13 protein-coding genes and 1 riboswitch are annotated in these 17,396 nt (G+C 44.9%); of the genes, 10 read left to right on the forward strand and 3 right to left on the reverse strand.

What is annotated here, in order from left to right:
* The first annotated feature begins 23 nt into the window (after positions 1-23).
* From D829_RS0106670 to D829_RS30560, 5 genes are all read left to right on the forward strand, one after another.
* Positions 24-1,214 carry an MFS transporter gene (locus D829_RS0106670; protein ID WP_017688083.1) on the forward strand — a complete coding sequence of 397 codons (1,191 nt, stop codon included), beginning with the start codon at positions 24-26 and terminating at the stop codon, positions 1,212-1,214.
* Positions 1,215-1,297: 83 nt separating this feature from the next.
* The gene (locus tag D829_RS0106675) at positions 1,298-2,023 is read left to right on the forward strand and encodes an ATP-binding cassette domain-containing protein (RefSeq protein ID WP_017688084.1); all 726 of its coding nucleotides are present in this window, start codon (positions 1,298-1,300) and stop codon (positions 2,021-2,023) included.
* A 22-nt stretch (positions 2,024-2,045) separates the two neighbouring features.
* Positions 2,046-3,365, forward strand: coding sequence for a hypothetical protein (locus D829_RS30555; RefSeq protein WP_193748452.1), 1,320 nt, complete (start codon positions 2,046-2,048; stop codon positions 3,363-3,365).
* On the forward strand, positions 3,358-4,056 hold the full coding sequence (locus tag D829_RS0106685) for a response regulator transcription factor (protein ID WP_017688086.1): 699 nt from the start codon (positions 3,358-3,360) through the stop codon (positions 4,054-4,056). Before D829_RS30555 ends, D829_RS0106685 begins: the two co-directional genes overlap by 8 nt.
* A complete protein-coding gene (locus D829_RS30560) occupies positions 4,053-5,552 on the forward strand; it encodes a HAMP domain-containing sensor histidine kinase (RefSeq protein ID WP_017688087.1) in 1,500 nt (499 codons plus the stop codon). The genes D829_RS0106685 and D829_RS30560 overlap by 4 nt, the downstream gene beginning before the upstream one ends.
* A 123-nt stretch (positions 5,553-5,675) precedes the next feature.
* On the opposite strand, the gene D829_RS0106695 is transcribed toward D829_RS30560, so the two are convergent.
* Complete coding sequence (locus D829_RS0106695) at positions 5,676-6,902, reverse strand: glucose-1-phosphate adenylyltransferase (protein ID WP_017688088.1); 1,227 nt, start codon at positions 6,900-6,902, stop codon at positions 5,676-5,678.
* A 193-nt stretch (positions 6,903-7,095) separates the two neighbouring features.
* Here D829_RS0106695 and glgB point away from each other — a divergent pair, with 193 nt between their 5' ends.
* Positions 7,096-9,063: a 1,4-alpha-glucan branching protein GlgB gene (gene glgB, locus D829_RS0106700; protein ID WP_017688089.1), complete on the forward strand. Its 1,968-nt coding sequence runs from the start codon at positions 7,096-7,098 to the stop codon at positions 9,061-9,063.
* Between the two features lie 36 nt (positions 9,064-9,099).
* Positions 9,100-10,542, forward strand: a complete 1,443-nt coding sequence (gene glgA / locus D829_RS0106705) for a glycogen synthase GlgA (RefSeq protein ID WP_017688090.1) — start codon at positions 9,100-9,102, stop codon at positions 10,540-10,542.
* Positions 10,543-10,686: 144 nt separating this feature from the next.
* Here glgA and D829_RS0106710 read toward each other — a convergent pair whose 3' ends face one another.
* Both D829_RS0106710 and D829_RS0106715 read right to left on the reverse strand, forming a co-directional pair.
* Positions 10,687-12,453, reverse strand: a complete 1,767-nt coding sequence (locus tag D829_RS0106710) for an alpha-glycosidase (RefSeq protein ID WP_017688091.1) — start codon at positions 12,451-12,453, stop codon at positions 10,687-10,689.
* A 266-nt stretch (positions 12,454-12,719) separates the two neighbouring features.
* Entirely contained in the window at positions 12,720-13,895 is a 1,176-nt protein-coding gene (locus D829_RS0106715; RefSeq protein ID WP_017688092.1) for a M20 family metallopeptidase, read from the reverse strand.
* Between the two features lie 183 nt (positions 13,896-14,078).
* Here D829_RS0106715 and D829_RS0106720 point away from each other — a divergent pair, with 183 nt between their 5' ends.
* From D829_RS0106720 to D829_RS0106735, 3 genes are all read left to right on the forward strand, one after another.
* Positions 14,079-15,542 carry an ABC transporter substrate-binding protein/permease gene (locus tag D829_RS0106720; RefSeq protein ID WP_017688093.1) on the forward strand — a complete coding sequence of 488 codons (1,464 nt, stop codon included), beginning with the start codon at positions 14,079-14,081 and terminating at the stop codon, positions 15,540-15,542.
* Complete coding sequence (locus tag D829_RS0106725; protein WP_017688094.1) at positions 15,529-16,251, forward strand: amino acid ABC transporter ATP-binding protein; 723 nt, start codon at positions 15,529-15,531, stop codon at positions 16,249-16,251. Before D829_RS0106720 ends, D829_RS0106725 begins: the two co-directional genes overlap by 14 nt.
* Positions 16,252-16,470: 219 nt before the next feature.
* A riboswitch (cyclic di-AMP (ydaO/yuaA leader) is annotated at positions 16,471-16,667 on the forward strand.
* A gap of 2 nt (positions 16,668-16,669) precedes the next feature.
* A complete protein-coding gene (locus D829_RS0106735) occupies positions 16,670-17,344 on the forward strand; it encodes a 3D domain-containing protein (RefSeq protein WP_017688096.1) in 675 nt (224 codons plus the stop codon).
* The last annotated feature ends 52 nt before the right edge of the window (positions 17,345-17,396 follow it).

A 17,396-nucleotide genomic window follows, 5' to 3' on the forward strand; every position in this document is an offset into this window, starting at 1 on the left:
GTGCTCGCAGGAGGAATGAATTCGTGTCATCGATTACTCGTCCCAAACTATCACACTCGACAGCCAACTATCTCATTTTGATTACGGTTATTGTGGTGGCGGGAATAAGTCAGGGGCTTTTGCTGCCTGTGCTTTCGATTTTTTTGGAGCAAAAAGGGGTTTCACCAGGTTTAAACGGATTAAACGCCGCCGCGTTGTACATTGGCTCTTTTGCCATGACTCTCGTTGCGGAACGGTTATTGGGAGCACTAGGGTTCAAAAAGCTGATTGTAGGTGGCCTGATATTAGTCATGGTCCCTTTAATACTATTTCCGTATTTACCAAATATTAAAATATGGTTCATTTTGCGTCTGATCGTTGGAATAGGAGACAGCGCACTTCATTATGCGGCTCAGCTCTGGGTGCTACTTGTCACTGCACCTGAAAAGCGTGGACGCTACATATCGCTATATGGCATGTCCTATGGTCTGGGATTCAGCATTGGTCCGCTGGGCATCAAGCTGCTTGGATTCGGTGTTGCAGTGCCTTTCTGGGTGTTGTTCGTATGTACTGCCGCAGTGCTTATACTGGTATTAATGAAGCTTCCGGATACGAAGCCAGAAAAAGCAGAGCATGGCCAACTGCCGGAACGTCGCTTCCGTCGAAGTCTGGCATGGGCCTGGTATGCACTTTTACCAGCACTCTTATACGGATATATGGAAGCAGGTATGAATAGTAACTTCCCCGTGTATGGGCTGCGTATTGGATTCGATACCAATCAGATTTCGTCGTTGCTTCCTTTTATCGGGATTGGAGGTTTGTTCCTTCAATTGCCTCTCGGAATGTTAAGTGACCGATATGGGCGTAAGAAGATATTGATGTTTGCGGGTATTAGCGGGGGAATCATCTTCATGCTGGTTCCAGTCGCAGGTACGCATTTCTGGTGGACGCTTGTATTGTTAACAATCGCAGGTGGCCTGGTCGGCTCCTTTTTCTCACTAGGCCTGGCCTACGCCGCAGATATTCTGCCTAAAGTATTGCTGCCTGCAGCCAACGTTGTGGCGTCCTTTCATTTTACGATTGGAAGTATTATTGGACCGAATCTGGGTGGTCAGATGATCAACTGGATTTCACCCGGAAGCATGTTCACCTTGCTCGGAATCCTGTACCTTCTTTTCGGCGTGGCAGGTATATTATTTCGTCGTAAACCTGAGTTCGAATCTGTGTTAAAATAGAAGCTGGTGTTCGCATGGAAATTGATGTCCATTTCCGAGTACACTAGTGGTAGGGAAAAACATGGACAAGAGGAGACATCGCGATGATCAGAGTAGAGAACTTGAGTAAATCCGTTGGCGTGGACCGCGTTCCCGTTCTGCGGGATATTCGATTTGATATGCAACAGGGTGAAATGATAGCTGTAGTTGGCTCAAGCGGTAGTGGGAAAAGCATGTTGCTTAAATGTTTGGCCATGATGGAAAAATGGGATTCCGGCCGGTTTACGGTGGATGGTGCCGAGATTTTGAAAGAAGGCTGGTCCGGAAAACGGAAAATCAAACGGGAATGGGCATACTTGGAACAGAATCCAGAATTATTTCCTAGACGTACGGCTCTTAAAAATGTATTAATCGGACGATCGGGTCAGACTCCAGTATGGAGAATGGTAACCGGTATGGTGCGTTCCGATGATTATATGGGTGCGATGGATTATCTCGAAAACTTGGGATTACTCGATAAAGCACATCAAATAGCAGAGAAGCTCAGTGGTGGCGAGAAGCAGCGTGTTGCTATTGCAAGAGCACTTGCTCATGGTGCCAAAGTCGTTTTGGCCGATGAACCAGTAATTGGTCTTGACCCTCACACAGCAGATTCGGTGCTGGAAACGCTGCGCAAATTATGTGAAGAAGAACGTGCAACAGTCATTGCAGTACTGCCTATTGAGCTTGCTGAGAAACATGCCACACGGATCTGGGGATTGGCAGAAGGCAAGATTGCTTTTGATATTCGTGGACGAAGACTGACACAGCAAGAAAAAAACCAGATTTAAACTATTGAAAAGAGTGATGAGATTGTTTAATTCACGGTGGGGACGCTTTGTAGCAGCAGGAACTATGGCGATTATGCTTGGTTCTGTTCTAAGCGGATGCACAGTCATAAGTGACCCCAAGGGTTTGATGAGAAAACCAATGATGTCCACCGATAAGGAGAAACTGTACAATGTGGTTCAGGTTAAACTGCCACCAGAGAGCACGTTGATCCGTCCCAAGGATATGAATAATACCAGTATGATTCGGGTGGAAGACCTGAACGGGGATGGAACTCGGGAAGCGATTGTTTTTTATGAGACACCAAATGAGAATGTACGAATCCATGGCATGATTTTGGAAGAGCAGGGAGGCACATGGGTTAAAAAACTTACATTTGATGTGCCGGGAAATGAGCTGCAATCCTTTAAAGTATTGGATATTACGAATGACGGAAATCCGGATATTATTCTTGGTGTAAGTTTGCAGGAGCAGAAGGCCCTGACTGCATATTCCTACAAGGGTGGGGCACTGGAGCAGGTCTTGGGTGGAGTGCCGTATAATCAATATATCATTGATGATGCGCAGGGGAACACGCTGGATTTGAGCGGAGATGGTAAAAGTGATTTTGTTATCATTTCGCTGAACAATAGCGGCTTTGCAACCATTGCGTTATACCAGTACGAAGATGGCAGCTTCAAGGAAGTTGATCGGGTGCAGACCGATTATACGGTTAAAGAAGTTTATAATGCTCTGGGCGGAGAGATCGCCGAAGGACAGATGGGCATTGTACTGGATGCTGAGCTGGATGATCGGAGTTCCTTCTCGCAAATTATGTATGTTAAGGATAACAAGTTAGTCAATGCTTTCAAATCACCGGATCAAACGTATAGAGATGACAAAATTTTAAGCGGTGATGTTGATAATGATGGTATTATTGAGTTTGGACTTAAAGAGACTCCAAAAGGCTGGGAGCATTACGTATTTGACTCTCGGTTGTGGTTTTACACCTATTATCAGTGGGATGGCAAAGACAGCAAGAAATTTGTCTCGTTCCAATTCCGGGATGATGCTGATTTATTTCATCTAAACCTCAAGCCAGAGTGGTACGGTAAGATCACTATTGACACCAAATCGGAAAAGGACAAATATATTCGATTTAAAATGATTGATACGGACGAAACCGTAGCAGAGATCAAATATTTCACCCTTTCCAAGTGGGAACAGGAGAAGGGTAAAAGCTGGAAGGAAATTACGCGTACCAAAGATCGGGTTATTGCTTCACGGGTAGCACAATCAGAGGCGGGTAAAGATGCACTGAGCAATACTTCTCAGCTGAATAGAAAGGGAGAACTTAATGAGTAAAGTACTTATTCTTGAGGATGAAGAATCCATCCGCAGTTTTATAGTGATTAATTTAAAAAGAAACGGATTCGAAGTGCTTGAAGCGGGTGACGGTCATGAAGCGCTTCGCATACTGCAGACGGTACCGGATATTGATCTGGCTCTGCTGGATGTCATGGTACCAGGTATTGATGGATTCGAGGTGTGTCGACGGATCCGTGAAACCAATGAACGTCTGGGCATCATTTTCTTAACCGCGAAAGTTCAGGAACAGGATAAAGTGTACGCACTCTCCGTTGGTGCAGATGATCACGTCAGCAAGCCTTTCAGCCCAACAGAGTTGATTGCACGTATTCAATCATTGTTACGCCGCGTGAACGTGCATCGGGAAACTGCGGCAAAGGTTACGTTCCAGTCTGGGCCATTCTCACTGGACCTGATCTCGAAGCAATTCAAAAAACAGAATGAAGCGATTGAATTAACTCCAACGGAATTTTCCCTGATTCAGTTTTTCCTGGAAAAAGAAAATACACCGCTCAGTCGCGATGTGTTGTTAGATCACGTATGGGGAAAAGAGTACATGGGTGATCCAAAAATTGTGGATGTAAACATTCGTCGTCTGCGTCAAAAAATTGAGAACAATCCTTCCGAGCCCGAATACCTGCAGACAGTATGGGGTCACGGGTACAAATGGAAGGGCCGGGAACAATGATTAAAAAAGGCATTACACGGCAGATCGTACTACATTATTTCTTTGTAGTTTTTCTCGCTCTGCTGTTGGTCGAATTCGTATTTATGTTGGCAGTTCAAAGGTATTATTATGAGAGTATCTACAATACGATTAGTACCCACATTTCTAATTCAAAGGACTTTTTCGAGCCAATCGCTCGTGAGAATACTACGGAGGATGGCAATAATCTGTCTAGACTCCTTGTGAACTTGGCATTGTCCAATACTGAATTGGAAATTTTGGATCTGAACGGGCGCGTATTGGCGAGTTCGACTGCTTTTGAATCTGACCGTGCTGTGCTGCAAACCAGTGATATTATGCAGGCTCTGAATGGGGATATGGGACGTTGGATTGGAAGACAACCAGGTACTGGAGAATCCGTCATGGCCGTTTCACACAAGTTTGATCTGGGCGGCGAAAATACTTATGTTATTCGATATCTGACATCACTTGAAGATGTGAATTCAAAGCTGTTGAATATGGGACTACTCGCCGCTGCCGTCGGTGTTGGAGTGCTTGCTATAGTGTTGATCATCAGTATTGGTATGGCAAATTCCATTGTACGTCCAATCAATAACATCACTGCAGTATCTGCCCAAATGGCCAGAGGGCGGCTGGATGTCAGGGTTAAGGGGAATTATAAGCACGAACTGGGCGAATTGGCATCAACACTTAACTTCATGGCACATGAAATCGTGCGCAGTAATCAGATCAAGGATGATTTTATCTCTTCGATTTCACATGAATTAAGAACACCTTTGACCAGCATTAAAGGCTGGAGCGAGACACTGGATTCAGGCGGTTATGATCCGGAAGAAACCCGTATCGGTATGGGTATTATCTCCAAGGAAACCGAACGACTGATTGGACTTGTTGAAGAGATGCTGGATTTCTCCAAATTGCAGCAGAATCAGATGAAGCTGGTCAAAGGAACGGTCAACATTCGTGAAATTGTACAGGAAACGATGTTGAATGTCTGGGCCAAAGCGGAACAAAAACAGGTCCATCTCAAGTTGGAAACGGACGAGACTCGTGCTTATAATGTCCATGGAGACGGCAACAGACTGAAACAAGTCTTCCTGAACGTTGTGGATAATGCGATCAAATTTTCACATGAGAATTCCTGGATCTTCTTGTCCGTCAAAGAGGAGAATGGTCAGATCATTGCAGCTGTTCAGGACACGGGTATCGGCATCAGTGAGGAACACCTAATTAAAGTGCGGGACCGCTTCTTCCAGGTGAATCATCAAAATGGGGGAACGGGACTGGGTCTTGCGATTACGCAGGAACTGGTAGAACTGCATGAGGGAACCATCTCGATGCAAAGTGAACTCGGATCGGGGACAACCGTTACGGTTACGTTACCGGCTGTGGCTGAGGAGATGGGTCCAGAAGAATCTGTAACCGCGTCTGGTGATGCTGAAGTCACAGATGAGCGGACAGCAAGTGATACAAAATCAGATCTAGAAAAGTCTTAAGGTTTTAAAAGATAAGAGAATTTTCTAGCTGATGAGCGAGCATGTACGCTTTATAACATCCATATCAACACCAAAAAAGGCGAGCCATCTGAGGCTCGCCTTTTTCATATTATGTTTACTTCATTATGAAGAGAGTTCACCAGCGCGCAGGCGCCCACTTTTCTCATATACTTCTTTCAACATACGAACAGGTTGCGTACGGACAGCCGGTTTGGCAGAGATGATCTCGTTAGGTCCAACGACCACAATTTCATCTGCCGTACCTTTAACGATTGCACCGTCCTTGATTATTGCACCTTCACCGATGATGGCGCGTTCGATGTGAACCCCACGGCCTATGCGTGCGTTAGGCATAACGACACTGTCTTTAACCTCAGAGCCTTTACCCACTTCTACACCGCAGAAGATAACGGAACGTTCTGAACGACCTTCGATTGCACAAGAGTCGTGAATCATGGAAGTCACATGTTCGATCTTTGTATGTCTTGCTTTGTAAGCACTTGGCTTGGAGCGCCAGTCGCGAGTATACATCGGCCAGTTTTCTTTTTGCAGACTCCAGTCTTCCTTGTTGTGTAACAGATCCATATGTGCATCCCATAGGCTCTTAACCGTACCCACATCTTTCCAATAACCATTAAAGTTATAAACAAAGAGGGGATTATTTTCGTTCAACATTTGAGGAATAACATCTTTACCGAAGTCATGGCTTGATTCAGGATTAGCGGCATCTTGCAAGAGATGGCGTTTCAGATAATCCCATTTGAACATGTAAATGCCCATTGAAGCCAGATTACTTTTTGGTTCAGCCGGTTTCTCGGCAAACTCGGTTACACGCAAATCAGCATCGGCAGCCATAATCCCAAAGCGATGTGCTTCATCCCATGGAACTTCCATAACTGAAATCGTTGCTGCGGCATTATTGGCTTGATGCGCCTCCAACATATCGCGATAATTCATATGATAAATGTGGTCACCCGACAAAATTAGAACATTTTCGGGGTTTTGTTGATCAATATAGTCGATATTTTTATAAATAGCATCCGCCGTTCCCAAGTATTCGTCATTTCCTGTATGATAAGATGGAAGCAAGGAGATTCCTGCCTCACTTGAGTTGCCATGTCCCCATGGTTCTCCTCCACCGATGTGATCGTGTAAAGATTCCGCTTGGTACTGCGTCAATACTCCTACAGTATCGATCCCTGAGTTTACGCAGTTACTGAGAGGAAAATCGATGATCCGGTAGTGCCCGCCAAACGGTACAGCGGGTTTTGCGATACTCGAGGTTAAAGGGGCTAATCGCTTCCCTTCTCCTCCCGCCAACAGCATAGCGATGCATTCTTTATTAAACATAATCGTTTCCCTCCCAAAATATTGTGCATTGTAGTACATCATTAACGCAAAGTAGAGCAAATGAAACGAAGCTTACTGTAAAAATTCTGAAAAAATACAACTTTTTCTAAAGCACCGCATTTTTCTTTTCAACTTGGCTAGAATGGGGTAATGGTAACTGTTATATCTATTTTCTGGAGAAGAAGGTGATCTCTTGGCCATTCAACCGTTAGCACACCCGGACATATTGCCGGAGCATATTTATTTATTTCATGAAGGTAACCTTCATCACAGTTATCGAATGTTGGGCGCGCAGCCTGAGACTTGCGATGGCCTTCGGGGGTATCGCTTTACCGTGTGGGCACCAAATGCCGTAGAAGTAGGACTGGCTCTGGACCGCAATGAATGGAAAGGCGAAAAGGAACCTTTATATAAGATACCCGAATCAGGATTTTGGAGTCGTTTTTTTCCGGAAATCAGCGAAGGAACTTTATACAAGTTCCGTATATTAACGGAAGATGGGACAGAATTGCTCAAAGCGGACCCATATGCCTTTCAAGCAGAGGTTCGACCTCAGACAGCCTCTGTCACCAGTTCAATCGAAGGGTACAAATGGAATGATGGAGCCTGGAGACGCAAACAACGTGCCATGTATAACAAACCTCTACATATTTACGAAATGCACATGGGAACCTGGAAGCGCAAAGAAGACGGAAGCCTCTATAGTTATCGCGAGATGGCTGATTTGCTTGTTCCTTACTTATTAGAAATGAAATATACACATGTTGAAATGATGCCCCTCAGTGAGCATCCGTATGACCTTTCGTGGGGCTACCAAAACACAGGGTTTTATGCGCCAACCAGTCGTTATGGGCATCCAAAAGATCTGATGTATCTAGTGGATACACTACATCAGGCTGGGATTGGCGTATTGCTGGATTGGGTACCTGCACATTTTGCCAAAGACGCTCATGGGTTGCGTATGTTCGATGGAACGCCTTTGTATGAGTATGCAGATCCGATGTTAGCAGAGAAGCCAGGCTGGGGTACACTTAGCTTTGACTACTCGAAACCTGAGATTCGTTCATTTCTGATCTCCAATGCATTATATTGGATGGAGATGTATCATTTTGACGGACTCCGTGTTGATGCGGTTACGAGTATGCTTCGGCTTGATTTTGAGAAGCAGCCAGGACAATATCGTACTAATGATGAGGGTGGTCTTGAGAACAAGGAAGCTGTAGCCTTTTTGCAGCAACTGAATGAGACGGTGTTCAAGTATTTCCCTTATGCATTGATGATGGCTGAAGAATCCAGTGCATGGCCAATGGTGACTTTACCTGTAGATGAAGGCGGTCTGGGTTTTAACTACAAATGGAACATGGGCTGGATGAACGATACGCTTGATTACATGGAATCTGATTTTCATGAGCGTCCTTCCAAACATCATTTGCTGACTTTCCCGGTCGTATACTCCTTTGCTGAAAATTATGTGCTACCTCTGTCACATGACGAGGTGGTTCATGGCAAAAAGTCGCTCCTCGACAAGATGCCAGGAACCTATGAGCAGAAATTTGCCGGCATGCGTGCTTTTCTGGGCTATTTTATGACTTTCCCAGGGAAAAAGCTGCTGTTTATGGGTGGAGACTTTGGCCAGTTCATCGAATGGAAAGATGAGGATCAACTGGATTGGTTCTTGCTGGATTATGACAGTCACCGCAATTTGCATAAGTTTGAGCGTGAGCTGTCTAACCTGTACTTGAGTGAAAAAGCTTTGTGGGAGCTTGATCATTCCTTGGACGGTTATGAATGGATCACTCCGGATGATCAGGACCAGAGTGTCATTTCATACGTACGCAAAGGAAAAAAACCTGCGGATACACTCCTTGTGCTCATTAACTTTCAGCCGGTCAAGCGGGAGCGTTACCGGATTGGTGTCATGCGTCCCGGTATGTATACCGAAGTACTGAACAGTGACCATTCCGTTTACGGCGGTTCAGGCATTACTAATGATATGCAACTGCCTACCGAAAAGATTCCTTTTCATGGGCATCCGCATAGTCTCGAATTGGTATTGCCTCCGCTTAGCATCGTGATTCTAAAAAAGAACACACGTCGGAAAACGGATGAATCACCTGTGAGTGTCACTTCCGTCAGTTCAAAAACGAAGAATAAAAAATGAAAGCAACACGCTCAAACCGAAGAGGAGGACAAAGGCATGAATATTCTATTTGCTGCTGCTGAAGTACATCCATTTATCAAAACAGGAGGCCTTGCTGACGTAATCGGTGCTCTCCCGTTTGCATTGAAGAAGAGCGGTGCAGATGTGCGGGTGATTATGCCTAAGTACAAAGGGATTCCCGATGAGTATAAAGACGCGTTACAGCCCGTAATTACAACAGATGTGCCTCTTGGCTGGCGGAGACCTTATTGTGGAATAGAAATGCTGGTTCATGATGGGATTCCAGTATATTTTGTGGATAATGAGTATTATTTTGGACGTGACGGAGTGTACGGGTATATGGATGATGGCGAGCGCTTCGCCTTCTTCAACCGTGCAGTGCTCGAAGTGTTGCCACAGATTGAGTTCAAGCCTGACGTGCTGCACAGTCATGACTGGCATGCAGGAATGATTCCTTTGGTGCTTGAAGCCCATTACAGACATGATTCATTCTACAGTGATATTCGTACGGTATTCACCATACATAACTTGTTGTACCAAGGGGTATTCCCGCATGAGTTATTCAGTGAAATCCTTGAGCTGGACGATCGATATTTCACCGTGGATGGAGCCGAATATTACGGTAACGTCAATTTTTTGAAAGCAGGAATTGTGTATGCTGACCATGTGACAACCGTAAGCCCAACATACGCACAGGAAGTGCAAACGTCTTATTATGGATACGGCCTGGACGGACTGCTCAGTTCACTTGGAGATCGTTTCAGCGGGATTGTGAACGGGATTGATACCAAGAGTTACAACCCGGCAACGGACACCAAAATTCCAGTGAAATACAGAACAAGTCTGTCCAAAAAAACGGAGAACAAAATCGAGCTGCAAAAGGAACTTGGACTTCCTGTTCGTCCTGATGTACCACTCATGGTGATGGTGACAAGGCTCGTGGATTCTAAAGGACTTGATCTGGTCTGCCGCATCTTGGATGAATTGTTGTACTATGATGACATTCAATTTGCGGTACTGGGGACAGGGGAGCAGGCGTATGAACACTGGTTCCGTGAAGCCGCGAATCGTTATCCACTCAAAATGTCTGCCCAGATCACGTTTAACGATGGATTATCCCGCCGTTTCTATGCAGGCAGTGATATATTCCTGATGCCGTCCAGATTCGAACCGTGTGGTATTAGTCAGTTACTGGCTCTGCGGTACGGTAGTGTGCCTCTCGTAAGGGAAACAGGCGGTCTGAACGATACTGTGCAGGCATATAACGAGTTTACTGGAGAAGGTAATGGTTTCTCATTCACAAGCTTTAACGCTCATGACATGATGAGTACCATTCGGCGTGCTGAGGAGATCTACAAACAGCCAGAACACTGGAAGAAAATTGTGAAAAATGCAATGGGCGGAGAATACAGCTGGAACGTCTCAGCTGAAGAATATATGGACATTTATCGTCGGATCACACTTGACCCTGTAAACTGATGCAATCCTGAATAAGTCACAGCATATCATGCTGTGGCTTTTTTTAATTAAATAAAGAAAAACACTTCCAAAAGTTCAGAATGAAAGTCATCATCTGAGACGGTGGAAGTGTTTTTCTTTTATATGACTGTCTGAATTTAAACCTCAGTTGTGTAGGATAGTTGCCGGATCAAGCTGTCTGTACAAAATGCGGTACCCATAGGGGTCAAGCTTAATATTCATCATTCCATCGGTTGGAAACACAGGCTCTTCAGTTAATGCATCTTTCCAGTCTTTCGTTTCCATAGGATGAGAAAGCGTTCGATCTTGAGGTGTATTGTTCATCCATACGGTAAAGTGAAGGTTGTCATCCACACGCTCGTACACGATACAGGGATCATTGTGATCAGCCTTGAGGAATCGGAAGCGCCCTTTGCGCAGGGCTTCATTGCTTTTGCGTAAATCGATCATCAGACGATAGAAATCATACAATTCTCTGTCTTGCTTGTCCGGGTCCCATTCCATACATTTTCGACAATCCGGGTCAGCATCACCACTAATTCCCACCTCATCGCCGTAGAAGATACAAGGTGTACCGATATACGTGAAAAGAAATACAACCGATAACTTTAATCGGCGTTTATCTTCCCCTAACCGAGTGAGCAGGCGAGGGGTATCATGGCTACACAGCATATTAAAGATCACTTCGTTTGTTTGTTGCGGATAGCGCATAATCAGTGAACCCATCTCGTTGGCAAAATGATAACCATCCATTGAACCGCAGAAGAACTGAAGCACTTTGTCGGCAAATGGATAATTCATGACGGAATCGAATTGATCCCCCATGAGCCATGTCAAGGAGTCGCTCCATACTTCACCAACAATATAGGCTTCAGGATTCGCTGCCTTAACAACCTTGCGAAAATCACGCCAGAAATGGTTGTCCACCTCATTTGCTACATCCAGACGCCACCCATCCAGCTTGATCTCCTTGATCCAGTACTCAGCTACATCAAGTAGATATGCCTTAACCTCAGGGTTGGCTGTATTGAACTTGGGCATGTTGCCATAGAAACCAAATGTATCGTAGGTTGGTATACCGTCCTTGATCTGAACCGGATATTCATTGATGTGGAACCAATCGGCATACTTAGAGTTTTTTCCATTCTGGAGAACGTCTTGAAAAGGAGGGAAGTCTTCGCTGCAATGGTTAAACACCGCGTCAAGCATGACACGTATACCCAGGCGATGACATTCTTCTGTCAATTGTTTGAGCAGGGCATTATCACCGAAATGGGGGTCGACTTTTTTATAATCAATCGTGTCGTATTTGTGGTAGGAATTGGCTTGGAATAACGGGGTAAAGTAAATGGCGTTCACGCCAAGTTCATTTAAGTCACACAGATGATCCAGCACACCTTGCAGATCTCCACCAAAATAATTGTCCAACTCAGGTTTGCCACCCCAGTCATGGGTTTCTTTTAGACTCAGCTTAGGATCTCCATTAGCAAACCGTTCCGTCATGATCTGATAAAAGACGGCTTCTTTGGCCCACTCGGGCACCTTAAACACATCAATTTCATGTATATACGAGAACTCATAATATCCTCCGGTTGGATAGGGGGTCTCATAATGAATTCCGTTATCCGCAAGAAAAACATCTTCTGAACCGGCAGTTATCCGAAATATATAGGTGAGACGTTTGAATTGTGGTTTGACGGCAGCCTCCCAATAATCAAACATGTTATCCGAAGCAGCCTTCTCCAATTGAATTTCCTTGTACGTTCCATTCCAATCGTACTTATCTCCGGTCAGTGCAGTCACGTATTGCACATCATTACGTTTGGTTCGTACGCGCAGATGTATGGTAGACGAATTATAAGCATAAGCCCACTTGTCACGAGGAACATGATACATGGCTTCGAGCAGCATGACAGCACCTCCTGAATATAGGATAAGTTATGAAAACCGGTCTTTTGAACACGCACTTATAGCTATAATTAACCAAGTTAGCCAGCAAATGAATCACATTTACTGTAATGAAATGTATTGTTTTCATCGTTTTCAAAGGTTTCTTTCACAGCATTTCCAGCTTCTTACTGAATATACTTACAGCTAATTTAGAAAAAGGGTGCCCTGAACAGCTTGGAATTCAAGATTGTTCAGGGCACCCTTATATAACATGTTGAAAGTGAATCTTAGCGAATAGCTTGCTCGAACTCTGTGCGGATGGATTGAAGCAACTCCGGCCGGCTCAGTACGTCATAGGCTGTTGTAGCAAGTGCCTTTGCTCCCAGAATCATGCCATCCAGCGCGCGCTCTTGAAGTGCAAGATCACGGAAAGCTATGGAGTGCAGTGTATGCACCTCATCCACAACACGAATGTAGGGATGGATTGCAGGACATTTCAGGGAAACGTTACCGATGTCCATAGAGCCGTGATCATTACCACTCACAATCTCTTCTTGCGGGATACCAAGTTCCATCAGATTTTGACTAAACGCAGCTGAGAATGCTTCATTGGTAACCATCTCGTCATACGACGTTTCATAGTTGGATGTCACCAGCTTGCAACCTGTCTGGAGAGCAGAACCTTCAGCGATCTGAATCACACGTTCTGTGAGGATATTCAGTTCTTTACGAGTTGCTGCCCGTACATAAAATTGCGCAGAAGCATAGTCAGGAATGATATTTGCTACCTGACCTCCGTTGTTGATCACACCATGAATCCGAACGGTGCTTTTCACTTGTTGACGGAATGCATTAATCCCGTTGAACGTTTGAATGACAGCATCAAGTGCATTAATACCTTCGTGCGGACTTGCAGCGGCATGTGAAGATCGGCCATGGAATTCAAATTGCACAGCATCAATAGCCAGCGAGCTGCCTGACTTTTCGTAGGCATAATATGGATGCGCCATGAGAGCGACGTCACAGTCATCGAACAAACCTGCTTCCGCCATCGGAACTTTGGCACCACGTGTCTCTTCAGCGGGTGTGCCAAACACTTTAATCGTTCCACCTACTTCATCCAGAATGGATTTTAGCCCAACAGCAGCTCCAAGACTCATCATACAGATCAGATGGTGACCACAAGCGTGACCGATCTCCGGCAAGGCGTCATATTCGCACAATAAAGCAATGGTAGGGCCGGGTGTGGCGGCTGAATAGGTTCCGATAAAGGCTGTCTCCAGACCGAGGATTGGAGCCTCTACAGTGAAACCGTGGAAGAGCAGTTCTTCTTTCAAACGGGCAGAAGCGAGATACTCTTCATTTCCCAGTTCGGGGTTGGCACCGATATATGATGAAATGGCTTTAAAACGGGAAGCATATTGATCAATAACCGTCAGAATTTGTGATTTGTTAGCTGTCATTAGTAAACTCCTTATGCAAAAATGAAAATAATTCATTGATTATATCATGTTTGCTTTATTTTTTCAGAAACAAGTCAAGATTCGTAACGTCAAAATGCATTGCATAATCATGCATTGTACTTTATAATGACTCAGTCATCAACATGAGAAGCATACAACGTATTGTAAGGGGAGAGAACAAGGTTGAAATTAATAAGTCGTTACACCATGATGCTGTTGACCTTTGTTGTTCTGCTGACGACTGCCGTTCCTGTGGCACTTGCAAGTGGGACTACAGACAATTCAAGCAGTAAAAAACTGGTGCTCGGTACAAGTGCCGATTTTGCACCATATGAATTCCATAAAGTGATTAATGGCAAAGATGAAATCGTCGGCTTCGATATTGAGATCGCCAAAGAGATTGCCAAAGATCTTGGCGCTGAGCTTGTGATTGAGGATATGGGCTTCGACGGTCTTCTGCCTTCATTGCAGAGCGGGCGTGTTGATCTGGTGATTTCAGGTATGACGCCGACGGATGAGCGGAAGAAAAGTATCGATTTTTCCGACACCTATTATAAATCAAAACAAGTGATTATGGTTCGCAATGTGGATAAAGACAAATATCCAACTATGGCAGAACTTGAAAATGCGAAGATTGGCGTTCAGAAAGGCTCCATTCAGGAAACGATCGGACAGAGTATTCCAGGAGCGAAGCTTACTGCGCTGGATAAAATCTCGGATATCGTGCTTCAACTGCAAACAAAACGCATTGACGCGGCAATCGTTGAAGATACCGTTGCTGCAGGTTATCTGGACGATATCATTGGACTTGCTGCTGCTGTTCCGGACGAAGAGCAAGCAGAAGCGGCAATTGGGATTCGTAAAGGTAATACCGAGCTGCTAGCTGCAGTAAATGGAACACTGGAGCGACTGAAAAGTGAAGATAAAATCAATCAGATGGTGACGGACGCCAGCCTCTTGATGGCGGATAAAGCGAACAAATCACAAAATATTTTCCAAGTATTCTGGGAGTACAAAAGTTTCTATGCTACAGGTGTAGGATACACACTTCTGTTGTCTGCACTTGGGGTTATCTTCGGGGTAATTATTGGATTGATCATCTGTTTGTTCCGTTTGCATGACGCTGCAATCTTGCGCTGGATCGGTACGGCTTATGTTGAAGTTATCCGTGGTACACCGATGCTGGTACAGCTGATGATTATCTATTATGGTATTTCCTTGACGTTTGGAATTAATTTCTCTGCTCTTCAAGCGGGTATTCTCACTCTTTCCATTAATAGTGGTGCCTATCTGGCGGAGATTTTCCGTGCAGGTATCCAAGGTGTGGATCGTGGTCAGTTGGAGGCAGCGCGTTCCCTCGGAATGGGCAGAGGGGCAGCAATGCGTTACATTATATTGCCACAAGCCTTCAAAGCTGTATTACCAGCGATCGGTAATGAATTCGTGACTATTATCAAAGAATCCTCCATTATCTCCGTTATCGGTATGGTGGACATTATGTATCAGGCTAGCGTGGTCAAGAACATTACGTTCCAAGGGTTGAGTCCGTTTCTAATTGCAGCAGCCATCTACTTTGTAATGACGTTCATTTTGTCCAAGCTGCTGGGACGACTGGAAAGGAAGTTGAGTGCAAGTGATAGACGTTAGACAATTACACAAATCTTATGGAAATAACGATGTGCTTAAGGGCATTAACGTGACGATTGGCAAAGGTGAGGTTGTCGTGGTCATCGGTCCTTCCGGTTCAGGTAAAAGCACTTTCTTGCGTTGTCTGAATTTGCTGGAACAGCCTACCTCAGGAGAGATTGATTTTGAAGGCGTGTCAATCACGGACCCTAAGCATAACATTAACGCAACTCGTGAGAAAATGGGCATGGTGTTCCAGCACTTCAACCTGTTCCCACACAAAACGGTACAGCAAAACATCACGATTGCTCCGATTAAAGTGAAGAAACAATCCACTCAGGAAGCGGAGAAAATTGCTGCTGATCTGCTTAACACCGTGGGCTTGTACGATAAAAAAGATACATTTCCGAATCAGCTGTCCGGTGGACAGAAGCAGCGGATCGCCATTGCAAGAGCATTGGCTATGCAGCCGCATGTGATGCTGTTTGACGAGCCTACTTCGGCACTGGACCCCGAGATGGTCGGTGAAGTGCTGGATGTCATGAAACGTCTTGCAGAAGGTGGGATGACCATGGTCATCGTAACGCATGAGATGGGTTTTGCACGTGAAGTGGGAGACCGAATCCTGTTCATGGATGGCGGGGTTATTGTGGAAGAGGGAACACCTGATGAGGTGTTTGGAGCACCGAAAAATTCACGTACACGTGATTTTCTTGCCAAAGTACTCTAAATGAAGTGATCGAATAGCGTTACTGACTTCGAGTCGGTAACGCTATTTTTTTATGGATAATAATCACGTATGGATTAGGAAAAGTAACTATTCTGTTACCAAATGTAAAGGAATCGGGTCGACCAATTTTTTTGAATTAACCAGTATTCTTACAAATGCTTACATGCTAAAAACCATTTGGTAAGAATTACTACAAGTCCAGGTTACAAAATTGTGATATATTGAACTCTGCCGAAACTTCCTGACAGGGAGTGCGGGGGATGTAACGATGCAGATTGTGCAGGGGGAAGATCTACAGCACACTGCTTGGGGTGAATTAGGGGTACATACCGTCTCAAATGTAATGAAGAACCTATAGGGTGGGCTCCTCATCCGAATCCGACAACTAACTTCGCAGGCATAATGAGGGAGGAAGACCATGATTAACAAGAAACGTATAGCCAAAACAGCAGTAGCATTATTGACAACAGCAATGCTCATTCAAGCCGTTCCGGCTCACGCCGATTCAGTTCATGTGGCCAAAGAAGGGGATACCTTCTACACCTTATCAAAACAATATGGAGTAGCAATCAACACGTTGGTTAAAGCAAACAACGACATTTCGGCTTACAACATTTATGGTGGTTTGAAAATTACGATTCCCGGTAAGGCAAACAATGTAGCCGCAGCTGCGGCTACGGAGAGCAAGACCCAAGCGAAGACTGTTACTACAGCAAGCTTGGACGTTAACGCAGATAACAAAGTTGTTCAAGCTTGGGGTAAAACATTCGATTACAGCAAAGCCGTGAACGTAAAAGCAACGGCTTACTCTGCAGATCCTTCTGAAAACGGAGGATGGGGTGCAGTCGATTATTTCGGAAATGACCTTGAACTGGGTACGATTGCAGTTGATCCAAGTGTAATTCCACTCGGAACCAAAGTACTGGTAACAGGCCATAGTCATCCCGGATTGCCAAAACAGGCTTTTGTAGCCACAGCACGTGATGTGGGCGGTGCAATCAAGGGTCACCGGATTGATATCTTTATCCCTGGTAGCAAGCAGTCTGTAAGCACATTTGGTTTCCAAGATATCGAGCTGTACATTCTGAAGTAGAGAGTAAATTAAATGAATTCAAACAGGGTGTCTGCCAATCGCTAATTTGCGA

This window comes from Paenibacillus sp. PAMC 26794 (genome assembly GCF_000316035.1).
Classification (GTDB): Bacteria; Bacillota; Bacilli; order Paenibacillales; family Paenibacillaceae; genus Paenibacillus.

What these genes read in the sequence shown, in the direction of transcription:
- D829_RS0106695 (WP_017688088.1), bottom strand. Translation starts at nt 6,902, where the DNA reads ATGTTTAATAAAGAATGCATCGCTATGCTGTTGGCGGGAGGAGAAGGG.
- D829_RS0106685 (WP_017688086.1), top strand. Translation starts at nt 3,358, where the DNA reads ATGAGTAAAGTACTTATTCTTGAGGATGAAGAATCCATCCGCAGTTTT.
- D829_RS30560 (WP_017688087.1), top strand. Translation starts at nt 4,053, where the DNA reads ATGATTAAAAAAGGCATTACACGGCAGATCGTACTACATTATTTCTTT.
- D829_RS0106715 (WP_017688092.1), bottom strand. Translation starts at nt 13,895, where the DNA reads ATGACAGCTAACAAATCACAAATTCTGACGGTTATTGATCAATATGCT.
- D829_RS0106675 (WP_017688084.1), top strand. Translation starts at nt 1,298, where the DNA reads ATGATCAGAGTAGAGAACTTGAGTAAATCCGTTGGCGTGGACCGCGTT.
- D829_RS0106735 (WP_017688096.1), top strand. Translation starts at nt 16,670, where the DNA reads ATGATTAACAAGAAACGTATAGCCAAAACAGCAGTAGCATTATTGACA.
- D829_RS0106710 (WP_017688091.1), bottom strand. Translation starts at nt 12,453, where the DNA reads ATGCTGCTCGAAGCCATGTATCATGTTCCTCGTGACAAGTGGGCTTAT.
- glgA (WP_017688090.1), top strand. Translation starts at nt 9,100, where the DNA reads ATGAATATTCTATTTGCTGCTGCTGAAGTACATCCATTTATCAAAACA.